A 23,943-nucleotide genomic window follows, 5' to 3' on the forward strand; every position below is an offset into this window, starting at 1 on the left:
ACTGCGGGGGAGGGAGATCAGGCGCGCTGATCCACCCAGCGCTTCGCCTTCCAGGATTCGCCTTCGATCCGCTCCGCCAGCACCACGCGTGGCGTGACGCCGATGGCGTCCTTCACGCGCTTCGCGAGCAGCGCTTCCACACCGGGCTCCGCCACCACCAGCAGGACGAATTCGTCCATGCCCAGCGCGCCGCTGCGCGAAATCTCGAACCGGAAGTCGCGTACGGCGGCGACGCCCTCCACCGCGGCGAGGGCCAGCACCGGGTTCACCAGCATGCCGCGGATCTTCGTCAGGTCGTCGGCGCGGCGCGGCGTGCCCAGGATGCGCTCCGTCACGCGGCCGCAATGCGGGCAGGGCGCGGTGCTGCGCACGCCGAGGTCGCCCACGGCATAGCGCAGCAGCAGCGTGCCGCGGCGGCGCATGTGCGACAGCAGGATCAGCCCCTCCTCGCCATCCGGCAGCGGCGCATGCGTGACGGGGTCCACCACGTCGATGGCGATGGCCTCGGGGTGCGGATTGTGCAGACCGTGGCCGGCGGCGCATTCCACAAGGCCGCCCTGGATCTCCGTCATGCCGTAGCTGATGGAGACGCGCGCATCCGGCGCCCCGATGGCGGCGAGGCGCGCGAGCAGGTCGCCCCTGCCCTCCTCCGACAATCCCTCGCCGGTAACGAAGACGAGCCGCAAATCGGGCAGCGCCACGCCAAGCTCCCCGGCGCGGGCGACGACGCGCCGCATGTACGACGGCACGCCCCACAGGATCGTCGGCCGCGTGCGCGCGAGCGTGTGCACGACGCCATCCAGCTCCTGCCCCACCGCGAAGCCGGGGCCCGGATTGCCGGGCAGCGCGCTGACCACCGGGATGTGCAGCGCGGCGGCGGCATGCAGCACGCGGATGAAGGCGCCGTGCGGATGCCGTGTCAGCGGGAACAGGTTGGCAATGCGGTCGTCCTGTGTGACGCCGCGGATCTCCAGCATGCGCCGCTGAAGGATCAGGATGTCCCAGAAGTCGGAGGTGGTGCTGACGAAAGGCGTCGGGCGGCCGCTGCTGCTGCCGGTGGTGTGCATCGTGTCCCAGGTGACGCGCTGCTCCTCCGGCACCGCGGCACCGTCGAGGTCGAGCAGCGCATCCTCGGGCCGCGCCATCAGCTCGGCCTTGGTGGTGATGGGCAGGCGCGCGAGGTCGGCGGGCGTGGCGATGTCGGCGCGGGTCAGGCCGGCCTCGGCCAGCTTGCGGCAGGTCAGCGGGTGGCGCGTGGCGGCGAGATCGAGCGTCACGCGCAGCGCGGCGGCGCGGGCGGCGGCGATCTCGTCCCAGCTTCCCGGGAAGTCCAGAGCGGGATCGGGCATGGCGCCATGCTGGCGCGGGCGTGCCGGGATCGGCAAGCGCCCGCACCCGCATGCGTGGTCAGCCAGGCGGGTTGGCGGCCTGCTGCTGCCAGTAGCGGTCGATCCGATCGCGCCGCTCGGTGTAGCGCGTCATGTCGTCGAAGGCGTCGCGATCCACCTTGGGCGCGGCTTCCAGGGCCTGCTCGGTGGCGTCCATCACGAAGACGTCGAGGGAGGGCGTCGCGCGCAGACGGGACCAGGGCACGGCGACATAGTCCTCGCCGATGCCAAGGAAGCCGCCACGGGCGAGGATGACATAGCCGATCCGCCCGGTCTGCGGATCCATGACCACGTCCTCAACGCTGCCGAGATAGGCGTCGCGTGGGCTGCGCACATCGGTGCCGAGCAGGTTGTCGGCGCGCAGCGCGCCGCGCAGCTCCGTCACCGGCCGTGCGGCAACCAGCCGCTCGCGGCGCCAGTCGCCCATGCGCTCATTCGTCACGCCGGCCTGGCGAAGCTGCGTGCCGTATTCGGCATAGGCGTCGCGTAGCGCGGCGAGCACCGCGCGGCAGCCTTCCTCATTGCCGCGATGCCCGAGCATCGCTGCGGCCTGATGCAGGCTGCGCATCTCCTGTATCGGCGGCATGCCCCAGCCGATGCCGGACCACGGCGAATCGGCGGGATCGCCCGGCGTGGTGCGCGTGGCGCCGCCGCCCTGCGCCTGCACGCCGGCGGCGCGTGCCCGTGCGGACGGGCCGGAGAGGTCGGCGATGTCGCCGAGGCCGGGCGCAGTCCGCGCCGCGGTCTGGTCGTAGCGCGTCGCGGCGCTCACCGAAGGCCAGCCATAGCCTTCACGATAGCCACTGAGCCACAGGCCGTCGTCGCGAAGCTGCGTTCGGAACGCCTGCAGATCGGCAAGGCAGCCCGATTGGGCCCGGGGCTGGGGAGCGGCCGGCGCCTGTGCGCGCGCGGGCGCATGCGCCGCGGCCAGAGCGAGAGCCGATGCGGCGAGCAGGAGAGACTTCACGCGCATCCTCCTCACAGGCCCATGGGAAAGGGCAGGCCGTAATAGCCGTAGACGGAGCGGCCATAGAGCGGGTCGTTCCACGGCGTTTCGTCGCGCGCATAGCTCGGCGCGGATTCGAGCTGCTCGCGCGGGATGTCCACGACATAGCCGCCCTGGTCCGGATCGTAGGTCAGCTTCTCCCAGGGCAGCGGGTGGTAGCGCTCTCCGATGCCAAGGAAGCCGCCGAAGCTCATCACCGCATAGCGCACCTGGCCGGAGCGCTTCTCGATCATCACCGTATAGATCGAGCCGAGATGGTCGCCGGCGCTGCTGTAGACCGCCGTGCCTTCCACCTTGTCGGCGGAGATGAGCTGCTCGGTCTCGCTGGTCGCGACGCCTTCCTGGCGCATGCCGCCTCGGCGGCCGGTTTCGTCCTGCATCATCAATCTCCCTTATCAGCTCGCCCAGCCGCCGGAGGCGCGTTCCGCGCCGATCCCGCGGCCACCGCGGCGTTGGTATTCACGTTGCGCGTCACGCGACGGAAACGCCCCCATCGCCTGCTCCACGCGCCGCAGCGCCGCGCGCGCCTCGGCGAGGGCCTCGCCATCCTGCGAGCGGGCCTGCGGTTGCATGCGCAGCAACAGGATGGCGCGGCGCAATTCGAAGGCGGCACGCTGCAGCCGCTGTTGCGCGCGACGCTGCACGCGGTCCATCGGGTCGCCGCGCTGCGCACGGCTTTCGTCCTCCCGGCCCATGCGGTAGCCGCGCTCATAGGCGGCACGCGCAGCCTGGTCGTTGTCGCGCTGCCAGGTGCCGGCTGCACTCGGGTAGCGATCCGCCTCGGCGCGCGGCTGCGCCTGCGTCGTCATCGGCGCGGCGCACAGCGCCAGCGCCGCCGCCAGCATGGCGATCCGTGGCACGGTGATGGCCTCCCTGCCCTGTTGCGATGTCCTGGACAGGAACAATGGGAAGGCGGGCGCGGCGGCGCATTCCGCGTTCCTACCTAGGCAACCGTTGCCCTTCGTGAGTCACGGCGGCGGCGTCACGACCGTACGTAAACCACCGGACTGCCGTGGTACGCCGCGGCGCTCAATCTGCTGCGGGCGCCTCGCCGAGAACCGGACGGCCCGTGCGGAGACAAGCGGGCACGGCGCGACGGCGCGCGATGACAACAGACAGCAGACAGCAGGAGGAGCAGCGCAGCATGGCAGTGAGGAGCTTCCTGGCGGCGCCTGCCGTCGCAGCATTTCTCGGCGCGGCTTTGGTCGCAGCACCACCGGCCGTCGCGCAGGACCGGTGGCAAGGCACGCCGAGCCAGGGAGAATACCAGCGCGGCGAGTACCATCGCGGAAACGGCGGCATGATGGACTCGAGCATGGATCAGCGACGCCACCACGACGTGATGCGCCGCGACGCGCAGGAGGCCTTTGACCGCGGCTATCGCGCCGGGCGCGCGGAAGAGCGGCGGCGCAGCATGCAGGGCTCCCAGCACTCCGGCGCGTCGCAGCGCGACCGGGATTCGGCCGGTGGCGGGCGCGGCGGCGATTGGTGGCTCGTCGTGCCGGACATCCTGCCGGACGAGCCGCGCTATCGCGGCATGCAGGATTTCGCGCTGATGCCCGACTACACGCCCTCCATGGACTGGCTGCTGGTGGCGGCCCAGAGCCTGCGTCGCGCGATGCAGGCAATGGCGCAGCAGCCGCCGGGCCAGGGGCGCAACGAGGCCATGGACCGCGCCCGCGAGGCGCTCCTGGAGACGCAGCAGGCGATGGTGGAACTGCCGCCGCGGCTGCGTCAGCGATAGGCGCGCCGGCAGGCGGCACATGGCGGATACGGAATTTACAGCAGCAAGGAGATTGCGGATGAGCAGGACCAGCATGGGAATGGCGGCGACGGTGGCGGCGGGGCTCGCGCTCGGCGGTTTTGCGGGCCAGGCGGCAGCCCAGGGCTATATGGGCGGCAGCAGCGGGCAGGACCGCTATGGCACGCCGTTCAACAGCGGGCAGCAGGGCAGCCAGATGGGCAGCTCGTCGCAGTCCTGGCGCGACCAGTATGAGCGCGGCTACCGCATGGGGCGCGACGACGAGCGTCGCGGCGGGATGAGCGGCGGCCAGTATGGCAGCCAGTATGGCAGCGGCCAGCAGGGCGGAAACCAGTACGGCCAGTATGGCGGCAGCCAGCAGGGTGGTCAGATGAGCGGCGGCCAGATGGGTGGCCAGTCCGGCAGCCAGTATGGCAGCGGCTCCTCCGGCGGCAGCTATGGCAGCCAGTACGGCATGGGCCAGGGCGGCAACTGGGGCAGCCAGCAGAGCGGTTGGAACGATGATCGCGGCGTGCTGATCCTCCTGCTCGAGCGTGACCGGCAGCAGCAGGCGATGCGGGACGTGCGCCAGTCGCTGCAGGACGCGCGCAGCGCGATGCAGCAGGGCGACCAGAACAGCGCCCGCACGGCGCTCGACAACGCCGACCGCACGCTGCGCGAGGCGAATGCGCTGCAGAACCAGCAGCGCATCGAGCAGTCGCTGAACCAGGCCGAGCAGGCGCTGCGGCGCGGCGACCGCCAGGGCGTGCAGCAGGCGCTGCAGCAGGCGCGCACGGCGATGCGCGAGGGCGGCAGCGGGTCCGACAGCATGGGCTCGCAGTCCTCCGGCACCGGCGCCAGCAGCATGAGCGGCAGCACCAGCTCCGGCACGAGCGGCAGCAGCAGCACGGGCAACACCGGCAGCACCACCGGCACCGGCTCGCAGACGGGCTCCGGCTCCTCCAGCGGCTCCGGCGGCAGCACGGGCAGCGGCAGTTCCAGCACCCAGTGACGCCGCGGGAGGCCCCGCACAGGTCCTCCGACGAACAAAAGCCCTCTCCCCGTCTCCGGGGAGAGGGCGCCTGCCTCGCCGCGGTGCTTGCACCCGCCCGGCCGGGCGGCTAGCTTCCAGCCAGCCATGACCGCGCGCGCGCCCCGCACCGTGCCTGAAGCCGACCTGCGGGTCGGGCTCGGCCTGCGTACGGCCGCCGCCCTCGCCCTCCTTCGACTTCGTCGCCCCTGGGCGTGACGCCCGGCCGCTGAAGGCCGGGTGCGCTCAGGGGACAGCCCCTCGGGGGCCATTGGGCGCCACGCGCGCCTTCGTGGAACGACAGTCGCAGGACAGGCCGACATGACGATCACCCATCCCTCCTTCGGGACCCTGGACCCCGAACGCATCATCATCTTCGACACGACGCTGCGCGACGGCGAGCAGTCGCCGGGCTTCTCCATGAACCTCGAGGAGAAGCTGCGCATGGCCGAAGCCCTGTGGGAGCTCGGCGTGGATGTGATGGAAGCCGGCTTCCCCATCGCCAGCGTCGGCGACTTCGAAAGCGTGCAGGCCATCGCGCGCAAGTTCGCGAAGGACGGGCCGGTGGTCTGCGGCCTGGCCCGCACCGCGCCGGGCGACATCGCGCGGGCGGCGGAGGCGATCAAGCCGGCGGCGCGCGGGCGCATCCACACCTTCGTCTCGACCAGCCCGCTGCACATGCGCGTGAAGCTGCGCATGGAGCCGGAGCAGGTCCTGGAGCTGGTCTCCAGCTCCGTCACCGCCGCGCGCAACGCGACCGCCGATGTCGAGTGGTCGGCCGAGGACGGCACGCGGACCGAGCCCGACTTCCTCTGCCGTTGCGTGGAGGCCGCCATCAAGGCCGGCGCCACCACGATCAACGTGCCCGACACGGTCGGGTATGCGGTGCCGGAGGACATCACCCGGATCTTCACGATGCTGCGCGAGCGCGTGCCGGGCGCGGACCGCGTGATCTTCTCCGCGCACAACCACAACGACCTAGGCCTGGCGGTGGCGAACACGCTGGCCGCGATCCGCGCCGGCGTGCGGCAGATCGAATGCACGATCAACGGCATCGGCGAGCGGGCGGGCAATGCCAGCCTGGAGGAGATCGTCATGGCGCTGCGCACGCGCCACGACGCGATTCCCGTGGAAAACGGCGTGAAGACGCCGAACATCCTGCGCACCTCCCGCCTGCTGGCGACGATCACCGGCTTCGACGTGCAGCCCAACAAGGCGATCGTCGGGCGCAACGCCTTCGCACATGAGAGCGGCATCCACCAGGACGGCGTGCTGAAGGACGCCTCCACCTACGAGATCATGACGCCGGAGAGCGTGGGCTGGTCCACCTCCTCCCTCGTGCTGGGCAAGCATTCCGGCCGTGCTGCGTTCCGCGACAAGCTGAAGTCGCTGGGCTACGAGCTCGGCGACAACGCGCTGAACGATGCCTTCAAGCGCTTCAAGGACCTCGCCGACCGCAAGAAGGTCGTCTACGACGAGGATGTCGCCGCGCTGGTGGATGACGAGGTCGTGCGCGGCAACGACCGCATCAAGCTGGTCGGCCTTTCGGTCTCCACCGGCATGCAGGTGCGGCCGATCGCCTCCATCGCGCTGGAAGTGGATGGCGAGCGGCGCGAGGGTGTCGCCGGCGGCGATGGCGGCGTGGACGCCACCTTCGCGGCGCTGCGGCAGGCCTTCCCGCACGACGTGAACCTGAAGCTCTATGCGGTGCAGAGCGTCACGGGCGGCACCGACGCGCAGGCGCGCGTGACGGTGCGGCTGGAGGAGCAGGGCAAGCTGGTGGACGGCCAGGGCGCCGACACCGACACCATCGTGGCCTCGGCCCGCGCCTATGTTCACGCGCTGAACAAGCTGCTGGTGAAGCGCACGCGGACGGCGCCGGAGGACATGGCGGCGCCGGCCGCCTGACCCACCCGCGGCCTCCGCGCCCCGTGGGGCGCGGGGCCGCGATCAGCGTCGGCGGCGCGACGCCGCCAGGCCGAGCAGGCCGGCGCCGAACAGCAGCGCGGTGGCGGGTTCCGGCACCGGCACGCCTTCGACCTGGATGGTCAGCGTGTCGCCGAAGGTCTGCCCGCCCCAGGAATACACATACGTCCCGGGCGTCAGGCCGAGCGAGGCGATGGTCGCGCCGGTGAAGGCCATGTCGGTCGCCAGCGGGGTGCCGGGAACATAGCCCACGGGCACGCCGATGCGCCCAGTCTGGCCGGAGACATAGACGTTGTCGCCGCCGAAGATCGCGGTGAAGGCGGCACCACCGGGTCCGAAAACCGGTCCCGTCACGCCTTCGTAGAGATCGAAGTTGCCCGAAGTGGCCGACAGCGTGCCGGTGAAAGGCTCGATGCAGGTGCAGCCGACCACGGTGTTGTCGAAGCTGAGCCCGGACAGGTTCAGCGTGCCGGAGCCGATGATCACGACATCGCCGGCGATCTCCGCGATACTGAAGGTGTAGGCGGCCTCCGCGCGCCGTTCGGGCACCGCGGCCAGCGCGCCTGCCGCCAGCATCACCACCGCCGCCTTGCCAACTCCCCGCATCGCCGCTCTCCCGTTCCGTGCGAATGAACGGGATGGTCTACCGGAACGGCAGCGAAAGCAATGTGGTCCGGATCAGCCCTTCTCGCGCTTGCGCTTGTCTGCCTCGATCAGTGCGGCAAGTTCCGGCGGGATCGGTTCCTTGGTGACGCTGTCGTAGAGCTGGTGCAGCCGGTCGTGCAGCCAGACATCGAAGGCGCCCTCAGGCCCGGAAGGCCGCTCCGGCTGGGCCGGAGCGGCTTCTTCCTCCGCGCTGTCCTTGTCGCGCGAGCGCTCTTTGTCCTCGTCCATGCCGGTCGCTATCCTCCGCGCGGCCGCACCCCGGTGATCGGCGCGGCCGCACCGACCGGCGCGATACTAGGCGCCGGGGAACGCCTCGCCAAGCCGCGCGGAACGATCCTTGTCCCGCGACGCCTCGGCACGCGGCGCATCGCTGCGCGGCGCGGGACGATCCTCGCCCATCAGCCAGGCCTGCAACTGCCGGCGTGCGCGGAACACGCGGCTCTTCGCCGTGCCCACCGCGCAGCCCGTCGCCGCGGCGACCTCCTCGTAGGAGAGGCCCTGCAGCACCACCATGAACAGCGCCTCGCGCTGATCCACCGGCAGCTTGTTCACCGCGCGGCCGAGTTCCTTCAGCACGAGGCGGTCCTCATGCGTCGCGGCGACGGCGAAGGCGCCTTGCGGCAGGTCCTCGATATCCGTCGTGTCGCGCTGCTTGCGCAGCGTGGAGATGAAGCGGTTGCGCAGGATGCGATGCATCCAGGCGGCAAAGTTGGTGCCCGGCGTGAAGCTGTCCTGTGCGGCCAGCGCATTCGCGACTGCGTCCTGCACCAGGTCCTCGGCGGCCGCGCGGTTGCGCGTCAGCGCGAGTGCCTGCACGCGAAGCCGCGGCAGCAGGGCGACAAGTTGCGAATGGAATTCGTTAGGCATCGGATGCTCCCGTCCTGATGCCTTATCTATGACCGGCCCCAGGCGATGGTTGCATCGCGGCGGCGTTACCCGTTCACGGAACCGAGAGTTTTCGCGAGGCTCGCCCGCGCGCGCGAGACACGCGCCTTCATGGTGCCGACCGGCACCTTGCAGATCTGCGCCGCCTCTTCGTGGCTCAGGCCCTGCGCGCCGACCAGGACCAGCGCCTCGCGCAGCGCTGGCGGCAGCGTGGCAAGCGCGCGGCCGAGGTCGCGCATCCGCGCCATCGTCTCCTGCCCGCCGGCCTGCCCTTCATCCTCGCGCGCTTGTGACTGCACGTGCAGATCGTCGCGACGCCGCTTGCGCCAGTCCTCGCGGAAGGCATTCCGCAGGATCGCGAGCCCCCAGGGACGCAGCGCCGCGACCACGTCGCCGGCGTATTCGGGGCCTGCAACGAAGCCGTCCAGGCCGCGCAGCATGCGGAGCACCGCATCCTGCACCAGGTCGTCGGCCTCGGCTCTCGACCGGGTGAGAAGGCGGGCGGCGGCACGGAGCTGCGGCAACAACTGCGCGATGGCCGCGCGCTGGACGTCGCGCTCGTCTTGCTGCTCCACTATTCACCATGACATATCTGGAGGGAACGGGACGGCATCGCACAGCCATGCGCGGTTGCCCAGGCCCGAGCAGGAGATGATCTGGCGATGAGCGACATGGACCGCGCGGCGATGCTGGACGCATTGCCGTATGCCCGTCGCTTCGCACGGGCGCTGGCCGGCAGCCAGGAAGGTGGCGACGCGATGGTCGCCGAGGCGCTGCGCACGGGGCTCTCCCCCGTGCCGGGACCGGACGGCGCGCGGCTGGCGCTGTTCGCAGGCGTCGCGCGGGTGGCGCAGCGCCAGCCGGAAGAAGCACAGGCGCGGCTGCCGCGCATCGGCCGCATGCTGCTGCTGCTGACCTCGCTGGAGGAGCTCGATCCCGCCACCGCCGCCGCCGTGCTGGGGCTGGAGACGGAGGAGGCCGAGGCGATGCTCGCCGCGGCGCGCGACCACCTTCGCGCGGCGACCGCGGCGCGCGTGCTCATCATCGAGGACGAGGCGATCATCGCCATGGACCTGCAGCAGCTCGTGGAGAGCGCGGGACACGATGTGGTCGGCGTCGCCGCGACCGAGGACGAGGCTGTCGCCATCGCCGACCGGGAACGGCCCAGCCTGGTGCTGGCCGACATCAACCTTGGCCATGGCGGCGACGGCGCTTCGGCCGTGGAGCGCATCCTGGCGCGGCATGCCACGCCGGTGATCTTCGTCACCGCCTATCCGGAGCGGCTGCTGACCGGGCGTCGCGTGGAGCCGGCCTTCGTCATCGCCAAGCCCTTCGAGCCGACCGCGCTGGCGGTCGCGACCTACCAGGCGGTGACGCGCGACCTGCCGATGGGCGCGGGCTGAGCGCGGAGGCGCCTTCCGGCACGTTGCGGGACGGAACCGACGGCAGGTGGGGCGCGTTGCTGCGCCCACCAACCGTCGGAAAGGTGATCTCGTGCTCTACTGGACCCTCATCTTCCTTGTCGTCGCGCTGATCGCAGGCCTGTTCGGCTTCGGCGGAATCGCCTCGGCCTCGGCCGGGGTCGCGCAGGTGCTGTTCACCATCTTCATCATCCTGTTCCTGGTCAGCCTCGTGGTGGGCCTGATCCGCCGGCGCTGAGGCGCAAGCCAGGGAGAGGGGGCATGCGACGGCGGGCGCTGATCGCGGCCGCGCTTCTGCCACCTATGGCGGCGGCAGCGCAGGAGGCAGCGCCGCGGAACCGGGCGAGCGAATTCTGGTTCGACCCGACACAGCTTCCGGCCTTCACCGGCACCGTGGAGCGCTACCTGATCAACCCGCGCGGTGAGACCGATGCCCTGCTGTTCCGCGAAGGCCCGCAGATCGTCTTTCCCCCAGAGTTCGGCCAGGCGGTGCGGGAGGCTGCACCGCCCGGCCGCCCCATCGTGGTCTGGGGCATCCGCGCGCGTCAGGCGCCGGTGATCACCATGCTGGCCTTCGCACCGAATGCCGAGATCGCGCCGGTGGTGGTCGAGCGCTTCTACTGGCGCCTGCTCGGCCGCGACGCCGCGGAGCGCGCGGAGCCATTGGAGGCACAAGGCACCGTGAAGGCGCCGTACTACACGCCGCAGGGCGAGGTGGCCGGCGCGGTGCTCGAGGACGGCACCGTCATCACCGTGCCGCCCGGCAGCGCGGAAGCGCTGCGCGACCGTCTGCAGCCCGGCGCGAAGCTGGCCGCTTCCGGCCGCGGCGTGGCGGGCGAGCACGGCCGCGCGCTCGCCGCGGAGCGGATCGGCGCGGAGCCCGAAAGCCTGCAGCCGGTGCCCGTGCCCGCGGCGAACCCGTCCCAGACACCCTCACGGACCAGAGCGACCCAGTGACCGAGGATACGGCGCAGCCTGCGCCCTCGCCGCGCCGGCGCGGCTTCTTCGGTCAGTTCTGGCGGATCATCCGGATCTACTACTTCACGCCGGGCGACCGCGTGCGGGCCTGGGGCTACACGCTCTCCGTCATCGGCCTGACCCTTCTGCAGATCCTGGTGGAGCTGCGCTTCAACACCTGGAATCGCGACTTCTTCGACGCGCTGGAAGCGCGCGATCCTTCCGCCTTCTATGGCCAGCTCTGGACGCTGCTGCTGCTGTTGCTGGCCGCGATGGTCAGCGCGGTGGCGCAGCTCTGGGCGAAGCAGATGCTGGCGCTGGACTGGCGCCGTTGCCTGGTGTGGAACATGCAGTCGCGCTTGCTGAAGCACGGCACGCATTACCAGCTCAACTTCATGCCCGACGCGGCCGACAACCCCGACCAGCGCATCAGCGAGAACACGCGCTGGGCGACGGCGATGGCGGTGGATCTGCTGGTCGGCCTGCTCGGCTCCATCCTGACGCTGGCGACCTTCCTCGGCGTGCTGTGGACGCTGTCGGGTCCGCTGCACCTGGCGCTGGGCGCCAGCGAGTTCACCATCCCCGGCTACATGGTCTGGGCCGCGCTGGCCTATGCGACGATCGGCAGCGTTTTCACCTTCCTGCTCGGCGGGCCGCTGGTTACGATCAACATGCGGCGCAACGAGGCGGAGGGCGACCACCGTTTCGCGCTGATCCGCATCCGCGAGAACAGCGAGGGCGTCGCGCTGATCCAGGGCGAGCCGGACGAGGACCGTGGCCTGCGCGCCGCCTTCGGGCGGGTCATGGCCGTGATGAATCAGCTCTACGGCCGCGAGCGTGCGCTGATGTATCTCACCTCCGCCTATGGCATGGCGGCGGGCGTGGTGCCGATCATCGTGGCGAGCCCGCGCTATTTCGCCGGCGCGATCACCCTCGGCGTGCTGATGCAGATCACCCAGGCCTTCCTGCAGGTGACGCGCAGCCTCAACTGGTTCGTGGACAAGTATCCGCTGCTGGCCGACTGGCGCAGCCACATCGAGCGCGTCGCCGAGCTGGAGGACACGCTGGAAGCCGCGGAATCGCTCGAGGCCGACCAGACCATCAGCCTCGTCGTCGGCCCCACCGAGGACGGGCGGGAAGTGCTGGCCTTCCGCGACCTGCAGGTCGGCCATGCCGACGGCAACGTGGTGATCCAGGAAGCCACGGCGGAGATCGCGGCGGGCGAGAAGGTGCTGATCGTCGGCGAGAGCGGTACCGGCAAGTCCACGCTGTTCCGCGCGATCGCGGGGCTCTGGCCCTGGGGCTCGGGCGAGATCCGCACGCCCCCGCGCGAGCACATGTTCTTCATGCCGCAGCGCCCCTACATCCCGCTCGGGCCCCTGCGCGCGGCGCTGGCCTATCCGGCCAATCCGCGGAAGTTCAGCGACGCAGCGATGGTGGCGGCGCTGGAGCGCTGCGGCATCGGCCAGTTCGCCTCCCGACTGGATGAGGAAGAGCGCTGGGACCGGGTGATGTCGCTTGGAGAGCAGCAGCGCCTGGCCTTCGCCCGTCTGCTGCTGCAACGTCCGCGCTGGGTGTTCCTCGACGAGGCGACGGCGGCGCTGGACGAGGAGAACCAGGATTCGATGATGCGGCTGTTCCGCGAGGAGCTTGCGGAGACGGCACTGGTCTCGATCGGGCACCGGCCTGGGCTGGATGTGTATCACGACCGCACGCTGCACCTGATGCGGGCGCCGGATGGTGCGCGGCTGGAGGTGCGGCGGAAGGCGCCGGCGGCGCGGCAGTTGCGGTCGCGGCGCACGGGCCCGCTGGTGGCGGCGGGCCAGGGAGCACTGCGGCGGATGCTTCGACGGGGGTGATGCACGCCGGCAGGCGGACTGCTCCGACCGTGCGCCCTCCCCCGCCGGCGCGGGAGAGGGCCTCGGAGAGCCCTTAAGGTCTCCTCAAGTCACAACGCGTCAGCGCCAGGCGGGGCGGCCCAGATTCACCTGGTTCGAATTGGTCAGCGCACCACCCGCGGCGCCCGCCGCGCCGCCGATCAGCGCACCCGTGCCTGCGCTGCCGGTCAGCGAGCCGATCGCGGCGCCCGCGCCGGCGCCAAGCAGGCCGCCCGACACCGCGCGATCGCCCGTGGACTGGCCGCAGGCACCCAGCAGGGCCGCAAGACCGAGGGCCATGGCAAACTTCCGCATCCGCTGTCTCCTTTGTCCTGTGAAGTGACGCAGCCGGAACGCCTTCCCCGGCGCCGGGTTCGCGCGACCGGGGCGCCACTGGGGCTTGAGCGGGGGACGGGGGAAGGCTAAGCGGAGGCCCGCGCGCCATCCCGCGAAACCGTGATCAGCAGGCGCCCGCCCGCCATCGCGGGCCGGGCGCCCGGCCGGGCGGGCCAGAGGGTCGGCGGCGCACCGGCAACCGGCCCGCTCGGAAGGTTCCTCCGCATGTTTGCTCGCCTGTTCGGCTTCTTCTCGGCCGACATGGCCATCGACCTCGGCACCGCGAACACGCTCGTCTACGTGAAGGGACGTGGCATCGTGCTGAACGAGCCTTCGGTGGTGGCCATCGCCGACCAGCGCGGCAAGAAGCAGGTGCTCGCGGTGGGCGAGGAAGCCAAGCTGATGCTCGGCCGCACGCCGGGCTCGATCGCCGCCATCCGGCCGCTGCGCGACGGCGTCATCGCCGACTTCGAGGCGGCGGAGGAGATGATCAAGCACTTCATCCGCAAGGTGAACAACCGGCGCGGCTTCGCCTCCCCCATGGTGGTGGTCTGCGTCCCCTCCGGCTCCACCGCGGTGGAGCGCCGCGCCATCCAGGAAAGCGCCGAGAGCGCCGGGGCGCGCAAGGTGCTGCTGATCGAGGAGCCGATGGCGGCCGCGATCGGCGCTGGCCTGCCGGTGACCGAGCCCTCCGGCTCCATGATCGTGGATATCGGCGGCGGCACCACGGAAGTGGCGGTGATCTCGCTCGGCGGCATCGTCTATGCGCGCAGCGTCCGCGTCGGCGGCGACAAGATGGACGAGGCGATCATCTCCTACATCCGCCGCAACCATAACCTGCTGATCGGCGAGAGCACGGCCGAGCGGATCAAGATGGAGATCGGCGCCGCCGCCCAGCCCGAGGGCGGGGAGGATGGCCCCCTGACCGAGGTGCGCGGCCGCGACCTGATGAACGGCGTCCCGCGCGAGGTGATCGTCAGCCAGCGCCAGATCGCCGAGAGCCTCTACGAGCCGGTCAGCCAGATCGTCGAGGCGGTGAAGGTCGCGCTGGAGAACACGCCGCCCGAACTCGCCGCGGACATCGTGGACAAGGGCATCGTGCTGACCGGCGGCGGGGCGCTGCTGCACGGGCTGGATGCGGTGCTGCGCAACGCCACGGGGCTGCCGGTGGCGGTGGCGGAGGACGCGCTGTCCTGCGTGGCGCTCGGCACCGGCCGGGCCCTTGAGGAAATGAAGCGGCTTCGCCACGTCCTCAGCTCGATGTATTGATGCAGGGGCTGGGACGCGGGGGCTGCTGGGGGGCCGCCGCCGCCGTCCCGATCAGGGGGTAAGGGCGCGTGATCCGACTGAGCATCCCGCTCCGTCAGGCGCTGTCGCGGCTGTCGCTGCCGCTGATGATCGCGGCTGCCTTCGGCACCATGCTGCTGGGCAAGGCCGACACGATGCTGGCCGAGCGCGCCCGGATCGTGCTCGCCGACGTGCTCGCCCCCTTCTACGCCGCCTTCGCCGAGCCTGCCCGCGCGGTGCGCGGCGTGGTGGCGGAGCTGCCGGAGCTGCTGGTGCTGCGCGAGGAGAATGCCCGCCTGCGCGAGGAGAACGAGCGCCTGCGCCGCTGGCAGGCCGCGGCACTCGCGCTGGAAAGCGAGAACGCCCTGCTGCGCCGGCAGCTTGCCTACATCCCCGAGCGCGCCCCCTCCTACCAGACGGCGCGCGTGGTGTCCGATGCGGGCGGGGTCTATGCGCGGGCGGTGCTGGTCGCGGTGCCGCCGGATGTCACGCTCCGCCGCGGCCAGATCGCGCTGGACGAGCGCGGCTTCGTCGGGCGCGTGACGGAGGTGGGCAACCGCTCCGCCCGCGTGCTGCTGGCAACCGACATCAACAGCCGCATCCCCGTGACGCTGGAAGGCAGCCGCGCGCGAGCCATCATGGTCGGCACCAACGGCCCGCGGCCGCGGCTGCAGCACTGGACGGAGGGCACCCGCCCCGCCGAGGGCGAGCGCCTGGTGACCAGCGCCGAGGGCGTCTCCTTTCCCGCCGGCCTGCCGGTGGGCGTGGTGCATTGGAGCGAGTCCGGCGTGCCGGAGGTGGAGCTGTTCGCCCGGCTGACCCGGCTGGACGTGGTGCGACTGTTCGATTTCGGCCTGGGCGGCATCCTGCCGCCCGAGGCGATCGCGCGGCCCGAGCCGCGGTCGCGCCGGTGAGGAAAAGCGTGGTCGGGCGGCGCCAGCCCTCCCCCGGCCTGCTGCGGCGCGTGGAAGCGATCGCCCGCTCGCTGCTGCCTTCGCTCTTCGTCGCGCTGGCGATGGTGGTGGCAGCGGGGCCCACGGGCGTCGCGGCGCTCGTGCCGGCGGTGACGCTGCCGCAGGTGGTGTTCTGGTCGGTATTCCGCCCCGGCGCGATGCCGGCCGCGGCGGTGTTCCTGCTGGGGCTGCTCCAGGACCTTCTCTCGCTCGCGCCGCTGGGGACGGGGGTGCTGACGCTGCTGGTGGCGCATGGCCTGGCGATCACCTGGCGCCGCGTCCTGGCCCGGCAGAGCTTCCTGGCGGTCTGGATCTGCTTCTGCGGCTTCGCACTCGGTGCGGCGGCGCTGGGCTATCTGCTGACCGCGCTGATGTCCCTCTCGCTGCCGCCGCCGGCGCCCATGCTGTATCAGGCTGCGCTGACCGCCGGGCTCTATCCCGCCTTCGCCTTCCTCCTGGGCCGGCTGCAGGCCATGATGCTGCGGGCGGAGGAGGCGCTGTGACCTGGCAGGACGCAACGGTCGAGGCACTGCCGTCTTCTCCCGGCCCTCTCCCCCCTCCGGGGGGCGAGGGGAGAATGGCGGTAACGATCAGCCGCCCGCCGTCTGAGGGCAGCCACACATGAGCCGCCGGCAGCGGGAGGAAGAGCGGGTACGGGGCAAGTTCACCCGGCGCGCCCTGGTGCTGGGCGCGGCCCAGATGGGCCTGCTCGGGCTGCTCGCCCACCGGCTCTACAGGTTGCAGGTCGAGGAAGGCGAGCGCTACGCGACGCTGGCCGAGGAGAACCGCCTCTCGGCCCGCCTGCTCGCCCCGCCGCGCGGGCGCGTGCTGGACCGCAGCGGGCGCATCGTCGCCGGCAACCAGCTCAATTGGCGCGCCCTCCTCGTCGCCGAGCAGACCGTGGATGTCGGCGCCACGCTGGAGACCTTCGGCAAGATCGTGCCTCTGAGCGACGTGGAACGCGGCCGCGTGGAGCGCGAATTGCGCCGCCGGCGGCGCTTCGTGCCGGTGGTCGTGCGCGAGTTCCTGACCTGGGAGGAGATGGCGCGGATCGAGATGAACGCGCCGGACCTGCCGGGCATCAGCGTGGATGTCGGCACCACCCGCATCTACCCCGAGGCGGAGCACATGGCCCATGTCGTCGGCTATGTCGCCCCGCCCTCCGAGCGGGACATGGATGGCGACCCGCTGCTGGAACTGCCGGGCATCCGCGTCGGCCGCTCCGGCGTGGAACGCCACCACGACAAGATCCTGCGGGGCCGCGCCGGGGCCGTGCAGCTTGAGGTCAACGCCGTCGGCCGCGTGATCCGCGAACTCGACCGGCGCGAGGGCGCGCAGGGCCAGGACGTCCAGATCAGCATCGACACCGAGTTGCAGAAGACGCTGCGCGGCAAGATCCAGGAAGGCACCTCCATCGTCGTGATGGATGCGCGCAACGGCGAGGTGCTGGCCATGGCCACCCAGCCCTCCTTCGATCCGAACGTGTTCAATTCCGGCGTCTCCGCCGCGCAGTGGCGGCAATGGACGGCGAACCGCGCGACGCCGCTGATCAACAAGCCGACCAACGGACTCTACGCGCCCGGCTCCACCTTCAAGATGGTCGTCGCCCTGGCGGCGCTGGAGGCGCGGGTGACCAGCTTCGGCGAGCGGGTCCACTGCCCCGGGCACATGGACCTCGGCAATGCCCGCTTCCACTGCCACAACCGCGGCGGCCATGGCGGGATGGACATGCGGACCGCCCTCAAGCTGTCCTGCGACGTCTATTTCTACGAGATGGCGAAGCGCGTCGGCATCGACCGCATCGCGGCGATGGCGCGGCGCTTCGGCATGGGCGTGCCGCTCGAGATCGAGCTGCCGGGCGCGCGCGCCGGCCTGGTGCCGACGCTGGCCTGGCGCCGCGCACAGGGCAAGCCCTGGGCGCTGGGCGATACGGTGGTGCACGGCATCGGCCAGGGCTTCTACCAGCTCACCCCGCTCTCGCTGGCCACCATGACGGCGCGGCTGGCGACGGGGCGCGCGGTGCAGCCACACCTGACCCGCGCCGTGGGCGGGCAGCCCGTGCGCGGCGTGCGGCCGGAGGATTGGCCGAGCCTCGGCATCCCCGAAAGCCATCTGCGACTGATGCGGGAAGCGATGTGGGCCGTGGTGAACGAGCAGGGCGGCACGGCGCGCATCGCCAAGCTGCCGGCCGAGACCGGGGCGCAGATGGCCGGCAAGACCGGCACCACCCAGGTCCGCCGCGTCTCCCGCGAGCAGCGCGAGCGCGGCTTCCGGGTGGAGCAGATGCCGCGGGAATGGCGGCCGCACGCGCTGTTCGTCGGCTTCGCGCCCTATGACAACCCGCTCTTCGCCTGCTCGGTCGTGGTGGAGCACGGCACCAGCGGCGGCCAGGCCGCGGCGCCGCTGGCACGCGACGCGCTGGTCGAGGCCTTCAAGCGGCTCCGCCCCGGCCCTGGCGGGCTGGGCCCGCGCGTGGCGGAGGCCGCGCCGCGATGATCTTCGAACGCCGCCTGCTGCTGCGCGACCGTGGCACCGGGGTGCTGGAGAAGCTCTGGCGGATCCCCTGGCTCTATGTGCTGATGCTCTGCGCCGTGGCGGCGGTGGGCTATGTGGCGTTGTATTCGGCCGGCGGCGGCGGGCCGGAGCCCTATGCCGCCCGGCATGCCATCCGTTTCGGCTTCGGCCTGGTGGTGATGCTGTCGATCGCGCTGGTGGACATCCGGGTGATCGCCCGCTTCGCCTGGGTGGGCTACGCGCTGGGCGTCGGGCTTCTGGTGCTGGTGGAGCTGCACGGGCGCATCGGCGGCGGCGCGCAGCGCTGGATCAATATCGGCCCGCTGCAGTTGCAGCCTTCCGAGCTGATGAAGATCCTGCTGGTGGTGGCGCTGGCGGCCTGGTTCCACAAGGCGACCTGGGAGCGGATGGGCAACCCGCTGTTCCTGCTGCCGCCGCTGCTGGCGATCGCGGTGCCGGCGGGGCTGATCTTCAAGCAGCCGAACCTGGGCAATGCGCTGATCACCGTGATGATCGGCGGCGCGGTGTTCTTCGCCGCCGGCGTGCGGCTGTGGAAATTCGCGCTGGTGATCGGCGGCGCGGTGCTGGCCGCGCCGATCGCCTATGACCACCTGAAGGACTACCAGAAGGCGCGCATCACCACCTTCCTGGATCCCGAGAGCGACCCGCTCGGCGCCGGCTACAACATCATCCAGTCGAAGATCGCGCTGGGCTCGGGCGGCCTGTGGGGCAAGGGCTTCCTGCAGGGCACGCAGGGGCATCTGAACTTCCTGCCGGAGAAGCAGACCGACTTCATCTTCACCATGATCGCCGAGGAGTTCGGCCTGGTCGGCGCGCTGGGGGTGCTGGGGCTGCTGGCCTGCGTGATCGCCTTCGGCTTCCTGGTGGCGGTGCGCAGCCGCCACCAGTTCGGCCGGCTTCTGGCGGTGGGCCTGGCGACGAACTACTTCCTGTATGTCTTCGTGAATGTGGCGATGGTGACGGGCACCATTCCGGTGGGCGGCGTGCCGCTGCCGCTGATCAGCCATGGCGGCTCTGCCATGCTGACGACGATGGTGGGGTTCGGGCTGCTGATGTCGGCCTATGTCCACCGCGACGTGGACATGGGCGCGACGCGGGACGGGGTGTAGCGGGCGGGTTGCACGGAGCGGGGGTCTGGGCTGCCGGGGTGGGCTGGACAAACCCGCCGCATCCCCCTAAGTCCCGGCTCCCGGTCGGGCGCATAGCTCAGTTGGTAGAGCAGCTGACTCTTAATCAGCGGGTCCTAGGTTCGAGCCCTAGTGCGCCCACCATTTCCGGATCAAATGGTTCGGCTGCGGGCAGCGTGAACGCAGCAAGAACACGTCCAACCCGCCTCCAACCTAGACATCCAACCCGCCTGCACCGATTGCTGGATGGCCCCCTCGACACTACTGTTCCGTGCTGCCGCCCAAGAGAATCAGTTGACGTGTCGATTTTTTCCACCTACTGGGAGGGAAGGAAAATCGACAAGGGGTGTTGCATGCCTTGGCTTCCGACCCGAGTGATCAAGGAACCTCCAGACGTTGAACAGCGGTTGGAGGAGCTGGAATTGTCGCGTCCGAAGCTGCTGCGTGTTCGTGACATTGCGTTCGCAGAGGCGGGCAACGCAACGCCAAATCACTGCGTGAACGCAGCCGGAGTATTCAGTTACCAGCACGGGACTTGGGCCTTGAGAGACCAGTTTGTCGGGCAGCTCTGGAGGCCTGACAGGCTGAACGGCGTCGAGTCGATCAAGAATAGTGTGACCGACATTCGGGTTGTATATCAGAATATTGATAAGGCTCTCGACGACGAATACCAGCCTCGGCCCCGGTCAGCGAAGGGCGGGGGTTCAGAGAAGCTCTGTCAACCCAATCTGTTTGGAACAGCACTTCCGCACTACCGGAAAGGCGATGCTCAGCCGCAGCTGGTTTATTACCTCATGGTCGATGAATCTGGCGCATGCGAACTTTCATGTCCTATAGTCAAAGACAGTGTATTCACAGAGTTCGTAGAGAGAATATACCTTTCTGACGGTGCAGATTTTGGTGGACAGAAGCTCCCACTCGACGAAGAAGACGCTGTTTCCGATTTTGATCCGATCGTTGCCAGAAAAGCCTGACATGTTTAACAATGGCCGACTAACGCTGGCTCGGCAGCGGCGGCGTCTAACTGGAAAGGCCCTAGCAGAGAGATCGGGGCTCGCACCGGATACTATTTCGAGGTTAGAGAATGGGCTCCACGCCCCAGATGAAGCGACAGTCGAGAGGCTGGCACGCGCTCTCCACTTTCCGACGGACTTCTTTTTTATCTCAGATACTCCGAGCATAGATACGGGCGCGGTAAGCTTTCGTAGTTTCTCTAAGATGAGTGCGAGGGAACGCGATGCCGCGATCGCCGCAGGTGCGTTGGGCCTTCAACTGAATAATTGGGTGGAGGCTCGTTTTGGGCTTCCAAATCCTAATCTGATTGATCTGAGTTACGAAACTAGCCCCGAGGCCGCGGCGCATATGCTTCGGCAACACTGGGGTTTGGGCGAGAAGCCGATCGGCAACTTGCTGGGGCTACTGGAGTGTCACGGCGTGCGGGTGTTCTCCCTGTCCGAGAATACCGCATCAGTCAACGCTTTCTCATTCTGGCAAGACAGCAAGCCATACGTCTTCCTGAATAATTTCAAAACCGCTGAGAGCAGTGTTTTCGACACGGCTCATGAATTGGGCCATTTGATAATGCACCGACACGGGGATCCCAAAGGGGTGCGTGCGTTCGAGCGAGAGGCTGACTCTTTTGCTTCTTCGTTTTTGATGCCAGCGGCGGATGTGAAAGCGCGAGTGCCAAGCTTCGTAACAGTAGATGTTGTTCTTCTTGCGAAGAAGCGCTGGCGTGTCTCAGCAATGGCGATGGCTTATCGACTCCGTTCATTAAATATTCTTTCGGAGTGGACCTATAAATCAATCTGTATTGAGTTGTCGAAGCGCGGATATCGTAGTGGCGAGCCCAATGGAATGGCGAGAGAATCGTCGGTTGTATGGCGTAAAATCTTGATGGATTTGTGGTCAAGGCGGATTACCAAGGAGGATATCGCCAACGAACTTTCTTTACCAATCGATGAATTGGAAGGGCTTATTTGGAACTTGGTTGGCCCGATGGATCGACCAGCTAAGCAGGAGGGGGGTTTGCGCGCAGTAGTTTAGCGATCGAACGCGCCGCAAAACTTCTGCAGCTGCATCCGACGCGGAGTTCGACCCGAGGAGAGCGAGCATTTCAAACTATTGCTCATCGCTCGTCCGCCGCCCCCTCCTTGCTCTCGCCCAAATAGTGCTTGTCGATGATCGCCTGCACCGTCTTCGGGCTGTGGCCCATGATGCGCGAGATCCCCAGCGCGTCGGCGCCGGCGGCGTGCAGCGTGGTGACCGCCGTGTGGCGCAGGTGCATGAACAGTAGTTCGGCACCGGCGCCAACTCACGCTCCTTGTCAGCCGCGTGACCGCGCCGCATTCCCCCTCACCCTCTGCCCCCACCCTGGGGCACACTCGCGGCCATGAGCACGACGGAACAACCCTGGATCGGGCTTTTCGACCTGTTCCGGATCGGCGTCGGGCCGTCCAGCTCGCACACCGTGGGGCCCATGGTCGCGGCGGGGCATTTCGTCGCGGGGCTCGATCCGCAGGAACCCGTCGCGGCGATCCGGGTGGAGCTGTTCGGCTCGCTCGCCCTCACCGGCAAGGGCCACGCCACCGACAGCGCGGTGATCCTGGGGCTGGCCGGCGCGCGGCCGGATGCGCTCGATCCCGACGAGGCGGCGTCTCTGGTCCAGGCGGTGCGGCAGACGCGCACGCTGACACTGCCGGGCGGCCACCGCATCCCCTTCGATCCCGAGTCCGACATCGTCTTCCGCCCGCGCGAGACGCTGCCGCTGCATCCGAATGCGCTGCGCATCACCGCGGGAACGGGCCAGCCGCGCGCCTACTACTCCGTCGGCGGCGGCTTCGTGCTGGACGAGGCGGGCCAGCCCCTCGCCGCCGCCGCGGCGGCGCAGCAGGCGCCGGTCCCCTACCCTTTCGCCGACGCCGCGGAACTGCTTGCGCGCGCCGACCAGGCCGGGCTTTCCATCGCGGGGCTGATGCAGGCGAACGAGGCGGCGCTGCGCAGCCCCGCGGAGATCGAAGCCGGCATCGACCGCATCCGCGACGCCATGCAGGCCTGCATCGAGCGCGGCCTGCGCGGCAGCGGCGTGCTGCCGGGGTCGCTGCGCGTGCGCCGGCGCGCGCCGGATCTCTGGCGCCGGCTGGAAGCGAGGTCCGGCCGCAACGAGGCCGATCCGCTGCATGCGATGGACTGGGTGAACCTCTGGGCGCTGTCGGTGAACGAGGAGAACGCCGCCGGCGGGCGCGTGGTGACGGCGCCGACCAATGGCGCGGCGGGCATCGTGCCGGCGGTGCTGCGCTACTACGAGCGCTTCGTTCCGGGCGCGGATGCGGCGGGGGTGCGCGTCTTCCTGCTCGCCGCGGCCGCGATCGGCGCGATCATCAAGCGCAACGCCTCGATCTCCGGCGCGGAGGTGGGCTGCCAGGGGGAGGTCGGATCGGCCTGCGCCATGGCGGCGGCGGGGCTGGCGGCGGCGCTCGGCGGCAGCAACGCGCAGGTGGAGAACGCGGCGGAGATCGGGCTGGAGCACAATCTCGGGCTCACCTGCGATCCCGTCGCAGGCCTGGTGCAGATCCCCTGCATCGAGCGCAACGCCATCGCCTCGGTGAAGGCGATCAACGCCGCGCGGCTGGCGCTGCATGGCGATGGATCGCATGTGGTGAGCCTGGATCAGGCGGTGGCGACGATGCGCCAGACCGGCCTCGACATGTCCCACAAATACAAGGAGACGTCGCTCGGCGGCCTGGCGGTGAACGTCATCGAGTGCTGATCAGCCCGCGGGCGCGTCCGCCAGGAAGGCGCGCAGCGCGCGGGCGGAGGCTTCCGGCGCCTCCTCCATCGGCACATGGCCGATGCCGGGCAGGATCACGGTACGCACGTCGGGCAGCGCGGCTTCGTAGTCGGCGGCGTGGGAGACGGGCACCGCACCGTCCTGCTCGCCCCACAGCAGCAGCACCGGCACGCGGATCGTCGCCAGGATCGGCTCGGGCGGCACCAGCCGCGTCTGCAGCACGCGGTCGAGGATGGCGCGACGCACGCCGGGCGCGAGCAGCATGGCGTGGTAGCGGTCCACCGTCTCGTCGGTCAGCGCGCCGGGCACGGCATAGGCGTTGCGCATCGTGCTGCGCAGCAGCGGCTTGGGCGCGGTGTAGGGCAGCAGCCGCATCAGCCACGGCACGCTCTCCGGGGCGTCGCCATAGCCGCGGCCGGGGCTCGCGAAGCCGTCCGGCGCCATGAGGACAAGCTTCGAGACGCGCGAAGGCTGCGCGGCGGCGAAGCGCCAGGCGATCCGCCCACCCATGGAGGAGCCGACCACCGCCGCCCGCGCGATGCCGAGGCGGTCCATCAGCGCGGCGAGCACGGCGATGCTCCGCTCGTCGGTGTAGTCGCCGGTCGGGTCGGGGCCGGTCAGGCCGAAGCCCGGCAGGTCGAGCGAGACGATCCGGAAGCGGTCCTGCAGCAGCGCCGTCCACGCCTCCCAGGTGTGCAGGGAGGAGCCGAAGCCGTGGATCAGCAGCACCGCGGGGCCGTCGCGCGGCCCGGTGTCGCGGATGTGCAGCCGAACGCCCGCGACCTCCAGGAATTGCGAGGGCGGCGGCGCATAGCGCCGTTCCACGGCGTCGCGCGGCAGGTCGGGGTTATGGAGCCAGATCCCGCCCGCCAGCAGGATGAGGCCCAGCATCACGGCGAAGATCGTCACCCAGCGTCTCATTCATGCCCTTCCGGCGCCGCGTGCCTCGCGGGCCGCGCAGGGCATATGCGAGCGGCGGCATCGTCTGTCACCCGGCGAACCGGTCCGCGCGGCGGGC

Annotated in this window: 26 protein-coding genes, 1 tRNA gene and 1 pseudogene; 17 read left to right on the forward strand and 11 right to left on the reverse strand. The window is 69.9% G+C overall.

The features are described from left to right. Positions 1-17 precede the first annotated feature (17 nt). The 4 genes from E4T13_RS09270 to E4T13_RS09285 are packed head-to-tail and all read right to left on the reverse strand — an operon-like array spanning position 18 to position 3,254. Entirely contained in the window at positions 18-1,349 is a 1,332-nt protein-coding gene (locus tag E4T13_RS09270) for a phenylacetate--CoA ligase family protein (RefSeq protein WP_137177994.1), read from the reverse strand. Between the two features lie 58 nt (positions 1,350-1,407). Then, positions 1,408-2,355 (reverse strand): PRC-barrel domain-containing protein, encoded by a 948-nt coding sequence (locus E4T13_RS09275; protein ID WP_170984895.1) that lies wholly within the window; start codon positions 2,353-2,355, stop codon positions 1,408-1,410. Between the two features lie 11 nt (positions 2,356-2,366). Then, a complete protein-coding gene (locus E4T13_RS09280) occupies positions 2,367-2,774 on the reverse strand; it encodes a PRC-barrel domain-containing protein (RefSeq protein ID WP_240791055.1) in 408 nt (135 codons plus the stop codon). Positions 2,775-2,789: 15 nt separating this feature from the next. After that, positions 2,790-3,254, reverse strand: coding sequence for a hypothetical protein (locus E4T13_RS09285; protein ID WP_137177996.1), 465 nt, complete (start codon positions 3,252-3,254; stop codon positions 2,790-2,792). A gap of 284 nt (positions 3,255-3,538) precedes the next feature. Here E4T13_RS09285 and E4T13_RS09290 point away from each other — a divergent pair, with 284 nt between their 5' ends. The 3 genes from E4T13_RS09290 (at position 3,539) to E4T13_RS09300 (ending at position 7,073) form a co-directional block, all read left to right on the forward strand. After that, on the forward strand, positions 3,539-4,138 hold the full coding sequence (locus E4T13_RS09290) for a hypothetical protein (protein ID WP_137177997.1): 600 nt from the start codon (positions 3,539-3,541) through the stop codon (positions 4,136-4,138). A gap of 58 nt (positions 4,139-4,196) precedes the next feature. Continuing rightward, positions 4,197-5,147 carry a hypothetical protein gene (locus E4T13_RS29820; RefSeq protein ID WP_170984896.1) on the forward strand — a complete coding sequence of 317 codons (951 nt, stop codon included), beginning with the start codon at positions 4,197-4,199 and terminating at the stop codon, positions 5,145-5,147. 339 nt (positions 5,148-5,486) lie between these two features. Next, on the forward strand, positions 5,487-7,073 hold the full coding sequence (locus tag E4T13_RS09300) for a 2-isopropylmalate synthase (RefSeq protein WP_137177998.1): 1,587 nt from the start codon (positions 5,487-5,489) through the stop codon (positions 7,071-7,073). A 42-nt stretch (positions 7,074-7,115) separates the two neighbouring features. Here E4T13_RS09300 and E4T13_RS30190 read toward each other — a convergent pair whose 3' ends face one another. The 4 genes from E4T13_RS30190 to E4T13_RS09320 form a co-directional block, all read right to left on the reverse strand. Then, a complete protein-coding gene (locus tag E4T13_RS30190) occupies positions 7,116-7,697 on the reverse strand; it encodes a PEP-CTERM sorting domain-containing protein (protein ID WP_206030127.1) in 582 nt (193 codons plus the stop codon). A gap of 72 nt (positions 7,698-7,769) precedes the next feature. Then, on the reverse strand, positions 7,770-7,985 hold the full coding sequence (locus tag E4T13_RS09310; RefSeq protein ID WP_137177999.1) for a hypothetical protein: 216 nt from the start codon (positions 7,983-7,985) through the stop codon (positions 7,770-7,772). 66 nt (positions 7,986-8,051) lie between these two features. Next, positions 8,052-8,624: a sigma-70 family RNA polymerase sigma factor gene (locus E4T13_RS09315; RefSeq protein WP_137178000.1), complete on the reverse strand. Its 573-nt coding sequence runs from the start codon at positions 8,622-8,624 to the stop codon at positions 8,052-8,054. Positions 8,625-8,689: 65 nt separating this feature from the next. Further along, positions 8,690-9,217: a sigma-70 family RNA polymerase sigma factor gene (locus E4T13_RS09320; RefSeq protein WP_240791056.1), complete on the reverse strand. Its 528-nt coding sequence runs from the start codon at positions 9,215-9,217 to the stop codon at positions 8,690-8,692. Positions 9,218-9,304: 87 nt separating this feature from the next. Here E4T13_RS09320 and E4T13_RS09325 point away from each other — a divergent pair, with 87 nt between their 5' ends. The 4 genes from E4T13_RS09325 (at position 9,305) to E4T13_RS09340 (ending at position 12,879) form a co-directional block, all read left to right on the forward strand. Further along, on the forward strand, positions 9,305-10,045 hold the full coding sequence (locus E4T13_RS09325; protein WP_137178002.1) for a PhyR family response regulator anti-anti-sigma factor: 741 nt from the start codon (positions 9,305-9,307) through the stop codon (positions 10,043-10,045). A 91-nt stretch (positions 10,046-10,136) separates the two neighbouring features. Further along, the gene (locus E4T13_RS09330) at positions 10,137-10,301 is read left to right on the forward strand and encodes a DUF1328 domain-containing protein (protein ID WP_137178003.1); all 165 of its coding nucleotides are present in this window, start codon (positions 10,137-10,139) and stop codon (positions 10,299-10,301) included. Between the two features lie 23 nt (positions 10,302-10,324). Continuing rightward, a complete protein-coding gene (locus tag E4T13_RS09335) occupies positions 10,325-11,020 on the forward strand; it encodes a hypothetical protein (RefSeq protein WP_137178004.1) in 696 nt (231 codons plus the stop codon). Beyond that, positions 11,017-12,879: an ABC transporter ATP-binding protein/permease gene (locus E4T13_RS09340; protein ID WP_137178005.1), complete on the forward strand. Its 1,863-nt coding sequence runs from the start codon at positions 11,017-11,019 to the stop codon at positions 12,877-12,879. The genes E4T13_RS09335 and E4T13_RS09340 overlap by 4 nt, the downstream gene beginning before the upstream one ends. Positions 12,880-12,978: 99 nt before the next feature. Here E4T13_RS09340 and E4T13_RS09345 read toward each other — a convergent pair whose 3' ends face one another. After that, positions 12,979-13,212 (reverse strand): YMGG-like glycine zipper-containing protein, encoded by a 234-nt coding sequence (locus tag E4T13_RS09345; RefSeq protein WP_137178006.1) that lies wholly within the window; start codon positions 13,210-13,212, stop codon positions 12,979-12,981. A gap of 246 nt (positions 13,213-13,458) precedes the next feature. Here E4T13_RS09345 and E4T13_RS09350 point away from each other — a divergent pair, with 246 nt between their 5' ends. The 9 genes and pseudogenes from E4T13_RS09350 (at position 13,459) to E4T13_RS09385 (ending at position 21,181) form a co-directional block, all read left to right on the forward strand. Next, positions 13,459-14,502, forward strand: coding sequence for a rod shape-determining protein (locus tag E4T13_RS09350; protein WP_137178007.1), 1,044 nt, complete (start codon positions 13,459-13,461; stop codon positions 14,500-14,502). Positions 14,503-14,570: 68 nt separating this feature from the next. Continuing rightward, on the forward strand, positions 14,571-15,434 hold the full coding sequence (mreC, locus tag E4T13_RS09355) for a rod shape-determining protein MreC (RefSeq protein ID WP_137178008.1): 864 nt from the start codon (positions 14,571-14,573) through the stop codon (positions 15,432-15,434). An 8-nt stretch (positions 15,435-15,442) separates the two neighbouring features. Next, positions 15,443-15,976, forward strand: coding sequence for a rod shape-determining protein MreD (gene mreD / locus E4T13_RS09360; RefSeq protein WP_137178009.1), 534 nt, complete (start codon positions 15,443-15,445; stop codon positions 15,974-15,976). Positions 15,977-16,094: 118 nt separating this feature from the next. Continuing rightward, positions 16,095-17,969 (forward strand): penicillin-binding protein 2, encoded by a 1,875-nt coding sequence (gene mrdA, locus E4T13_RS09365; RefSeq protein ID WP_137178010.1) that lies wholly within the window; start codon positions 16,095-16,097, stop codon positions 17,967-17,969. Further along, on the forward strand, positions 17,966-19,117 hold the full coding sequence (gene rodA / locus E4T13_RS09370) for a rod shape-determining protein RodA (RefSeq protein ID WP_137178011.1): 1,152 nt from the start codon (positions 17,966-17,968) through the stop codon (positions 19,115-19,117). The genes mrdA and rodA overlap by 4 nt, the downstream gene beginning before the upstream one ends. An 86-nt stretch (positions 19,118-19,203) precedes the next feature. Beyond that, positions 19,204-19,279 (forward strand) — tRNA-Lys (locus E4T13_RS09375). 155 nt (positions 19,280-19,434) lie between these two features. Next, positions 19,435-20,109, forward strand: coding sequence for a hypothetical protein (locus tag E4T13_RS09380; protein ID WP_137178012.1), 675 nt, complete (start codon positions 19,435-19,437; stop codon positions 20,107-20,109). Between the two features lies 1 nt (position 20,110). Further along, positions 20,111-20,281 (forward strand): annotated as a pseudogene (locus tag E4T13_RS30980) (helix-turn-helix domain-containing protein); the annotation flags it as partial. A gap of 72 nt (positions 20,282-20,353) precedes the next feature. After that, positions 20,354-21,181, forward strand: a complete 828-nt coding sequence (locus E4T13_RS09385; protein WP_240791057.1) for an ImmA/IrrE family metallo-endopeptidase — start codon at positions 20,354-20,356, stop codon at positions 21,179-21,181. A gap of 82 nt (positions 21,182-21,263) precedes the next feature. Here the strand turns inward: E4T13_RS09385 and E4T13_RS29825 are convergent, their stop codons facing one another. Then, positions 21,264-21,422 (reverse strand): hypothetical protein, encoded by a 159-nt coding sequence (locus E4T13_RS29825; protein ID WP_170984897.1) that lies wholly within the window; start codon positions 21,420-21,422, stop codon positions 21,264-21,266. A 105-nt stretch (positions 21,423-21,527) separates the two neighbouring features. On the opposite strand from E4T13_RS29825, the gene E4T13_RS09390 reads away from it, so the two are divergent. After that, the gene (locus E4T13_RS09390) at positions 21,528-22,904 is read left to right on the forward strand and encodes an L-serine ammonia-lyase (protein WP_137178014.1); all 1,377 of its coding nucleotides are present in this window, start codon (positions 21,528-21,530) and stop codon (positions 22,902-22,904) included. Here E4T13_RS09390 and E4T13_RS09395 read toward each other — a convergent pair whose 3' ends face one another. Further along, positions 22,905-23,846 (reverse strand): alpha/beta fold hydrolase, encoded by a 942-nt coding sequence (locus E4T13_RS09395; RefSeq protein ID WP_137178015.1) that lies wholly within the window; start codon positions 23,844-23,846, stop codon positions 22,905-22,907. Positions 23,847-23,943 lie beyond the last annotated feature (97 nt).

It is taken from the genome of Roseomonas sp. AR75 (genome assembly GCF_005222815.1).
GTDB lineage: Bacteria > Pseudomonadota > Alphaproteobacteria > Acetobacterales > Acetobacteraceae > Falsiroseomonas.

Bases quoted from the DNA above. Each gene is read 5' to 3' on its own strand.
- E4T13_RS09270 (WP_137177994.1), bottom strand. From the start codon at position 1,349: ATGCCCGATCCCGCTCTGGACTTCCCGGGAAGCTGGGACGAGATCGCC.
- E4T13_RS09280 (WP_240791055.1), bottom strand. From the start codon at position 2,774: ATGCAGGACGAAACCGGCCGCCGAGGCGGCATGCGCCAGGAAGGCGTC.
- E4T13_RS09290 (WP_137177997.1), top strand. From the start codon at position 3,539: ATGGCAGTGAGGAGCTTCCTGGCGGCGCCTGCCGTCGCAGCATTTCTC.
- E4T13_RS29820 (WP_170984896.1), top strand. From the start codon at position 4,197: ATGAGCAGGACCAGCATGGGAATGGCGGCGACGGTGGCGGCGGGGCTC.
- E4T13_RS09300 (WP_137177998.1), top strand. From the start codon at position 5,487: ATGACGATCACCCATCCCTCCTTCGGGACCCTGGACCCCGAACGCATC.
- E4T13_RS30190 (WP_206030127.1), bottom strand. From the start codon at position 7,697: ATGCGGGGAGTTGGCAAGGCGGCGGTGGTGATGCTGGCGGCAGGCGCG.
- E4T13_RS09310 (WP_137177999.1), bottom strand. From the start codon at position 7,985: ATGGACGAGGACAAAGAGCGCTCGCGCGACAAGGACAGCGCGGAGGAA.
- E4T13_RS09315 (WP_137178000.1), bottom strand. From the start codon at position 8,624: ATGCCTAACGAATTCCATTCGCAACTTGTCGCCCTGCTGCCGCGGCTT.
- E4T13_RS09325 (WP_137178002.1), top strand. From the start codon at position 9,305: ATGAGCGACATGGACCGCGCGGCGATGCTGGACGCATTGCCGTATGCC.
- E4T13_RS09335 (WP_137178004.1), top strand. From the start codon at position 10,325: ATGCGACGGCGGGCGCTGATCGCGGCCGCGCTTCTGCCACCTATGGCG.
- E4T13_RS09345 (WP_137178006.1), bottom strand. From the start codon at position 13,212: ATGCGGAAGTTTGCCATGGCCCTCGGTCTTGCGGCCCTGCTGGGTGCC.
- E4T13_RS09350 (WP_137178007.1), top strand. From the start codon at position 13,459: ATGTTTGCTCGCCTGTTCGGCTTCTTCTCGGCCGACATGGCCATCGAC.
- mrdA (WP_137178010.1), top strand. From the start codon at position 16,095: ATGAGCCGCCGGCAGCGGGAGGAAGAGCGGGTACGGGGCAAGTTCACC.
- rodA (WP_137178011.1), top strand. From the start codon at position 17,966: ATGATCTTCGAACGCCGCCTGCTGCTGCGCGACCGTGGCACCGGGGTG.
- E4T13_RS09385 (WP_240791057.1), top strand. From the start codon at position 20,354: ATGAGTGCGAGGGAACGCGATGCCGCGATCGCCGCAGGTGCGTTGGGC.
- E4T13_RS29825 (WP_170984897.1), bottom strand. From the start codon at position 21,422: ATGCACCTGCGCCACACGGCGGTCACCACGCTGCACGCCGCCGGCGCC.
- E4T13_RS09390 (WP_137178014.1), top strand. From the start codon at position 21,528: ATGAGCACGACGGAACAACCCTGGATCGGGCTTTTCGACCTGTTCCGG.
- E4T13_RS09395 (WP_137178015.1), bottom strand. From the start codon at position 23,846: ATGAGACGCTGGGTGACGATCTTCGCCGTGATGCTGGGCCTCATCCTG.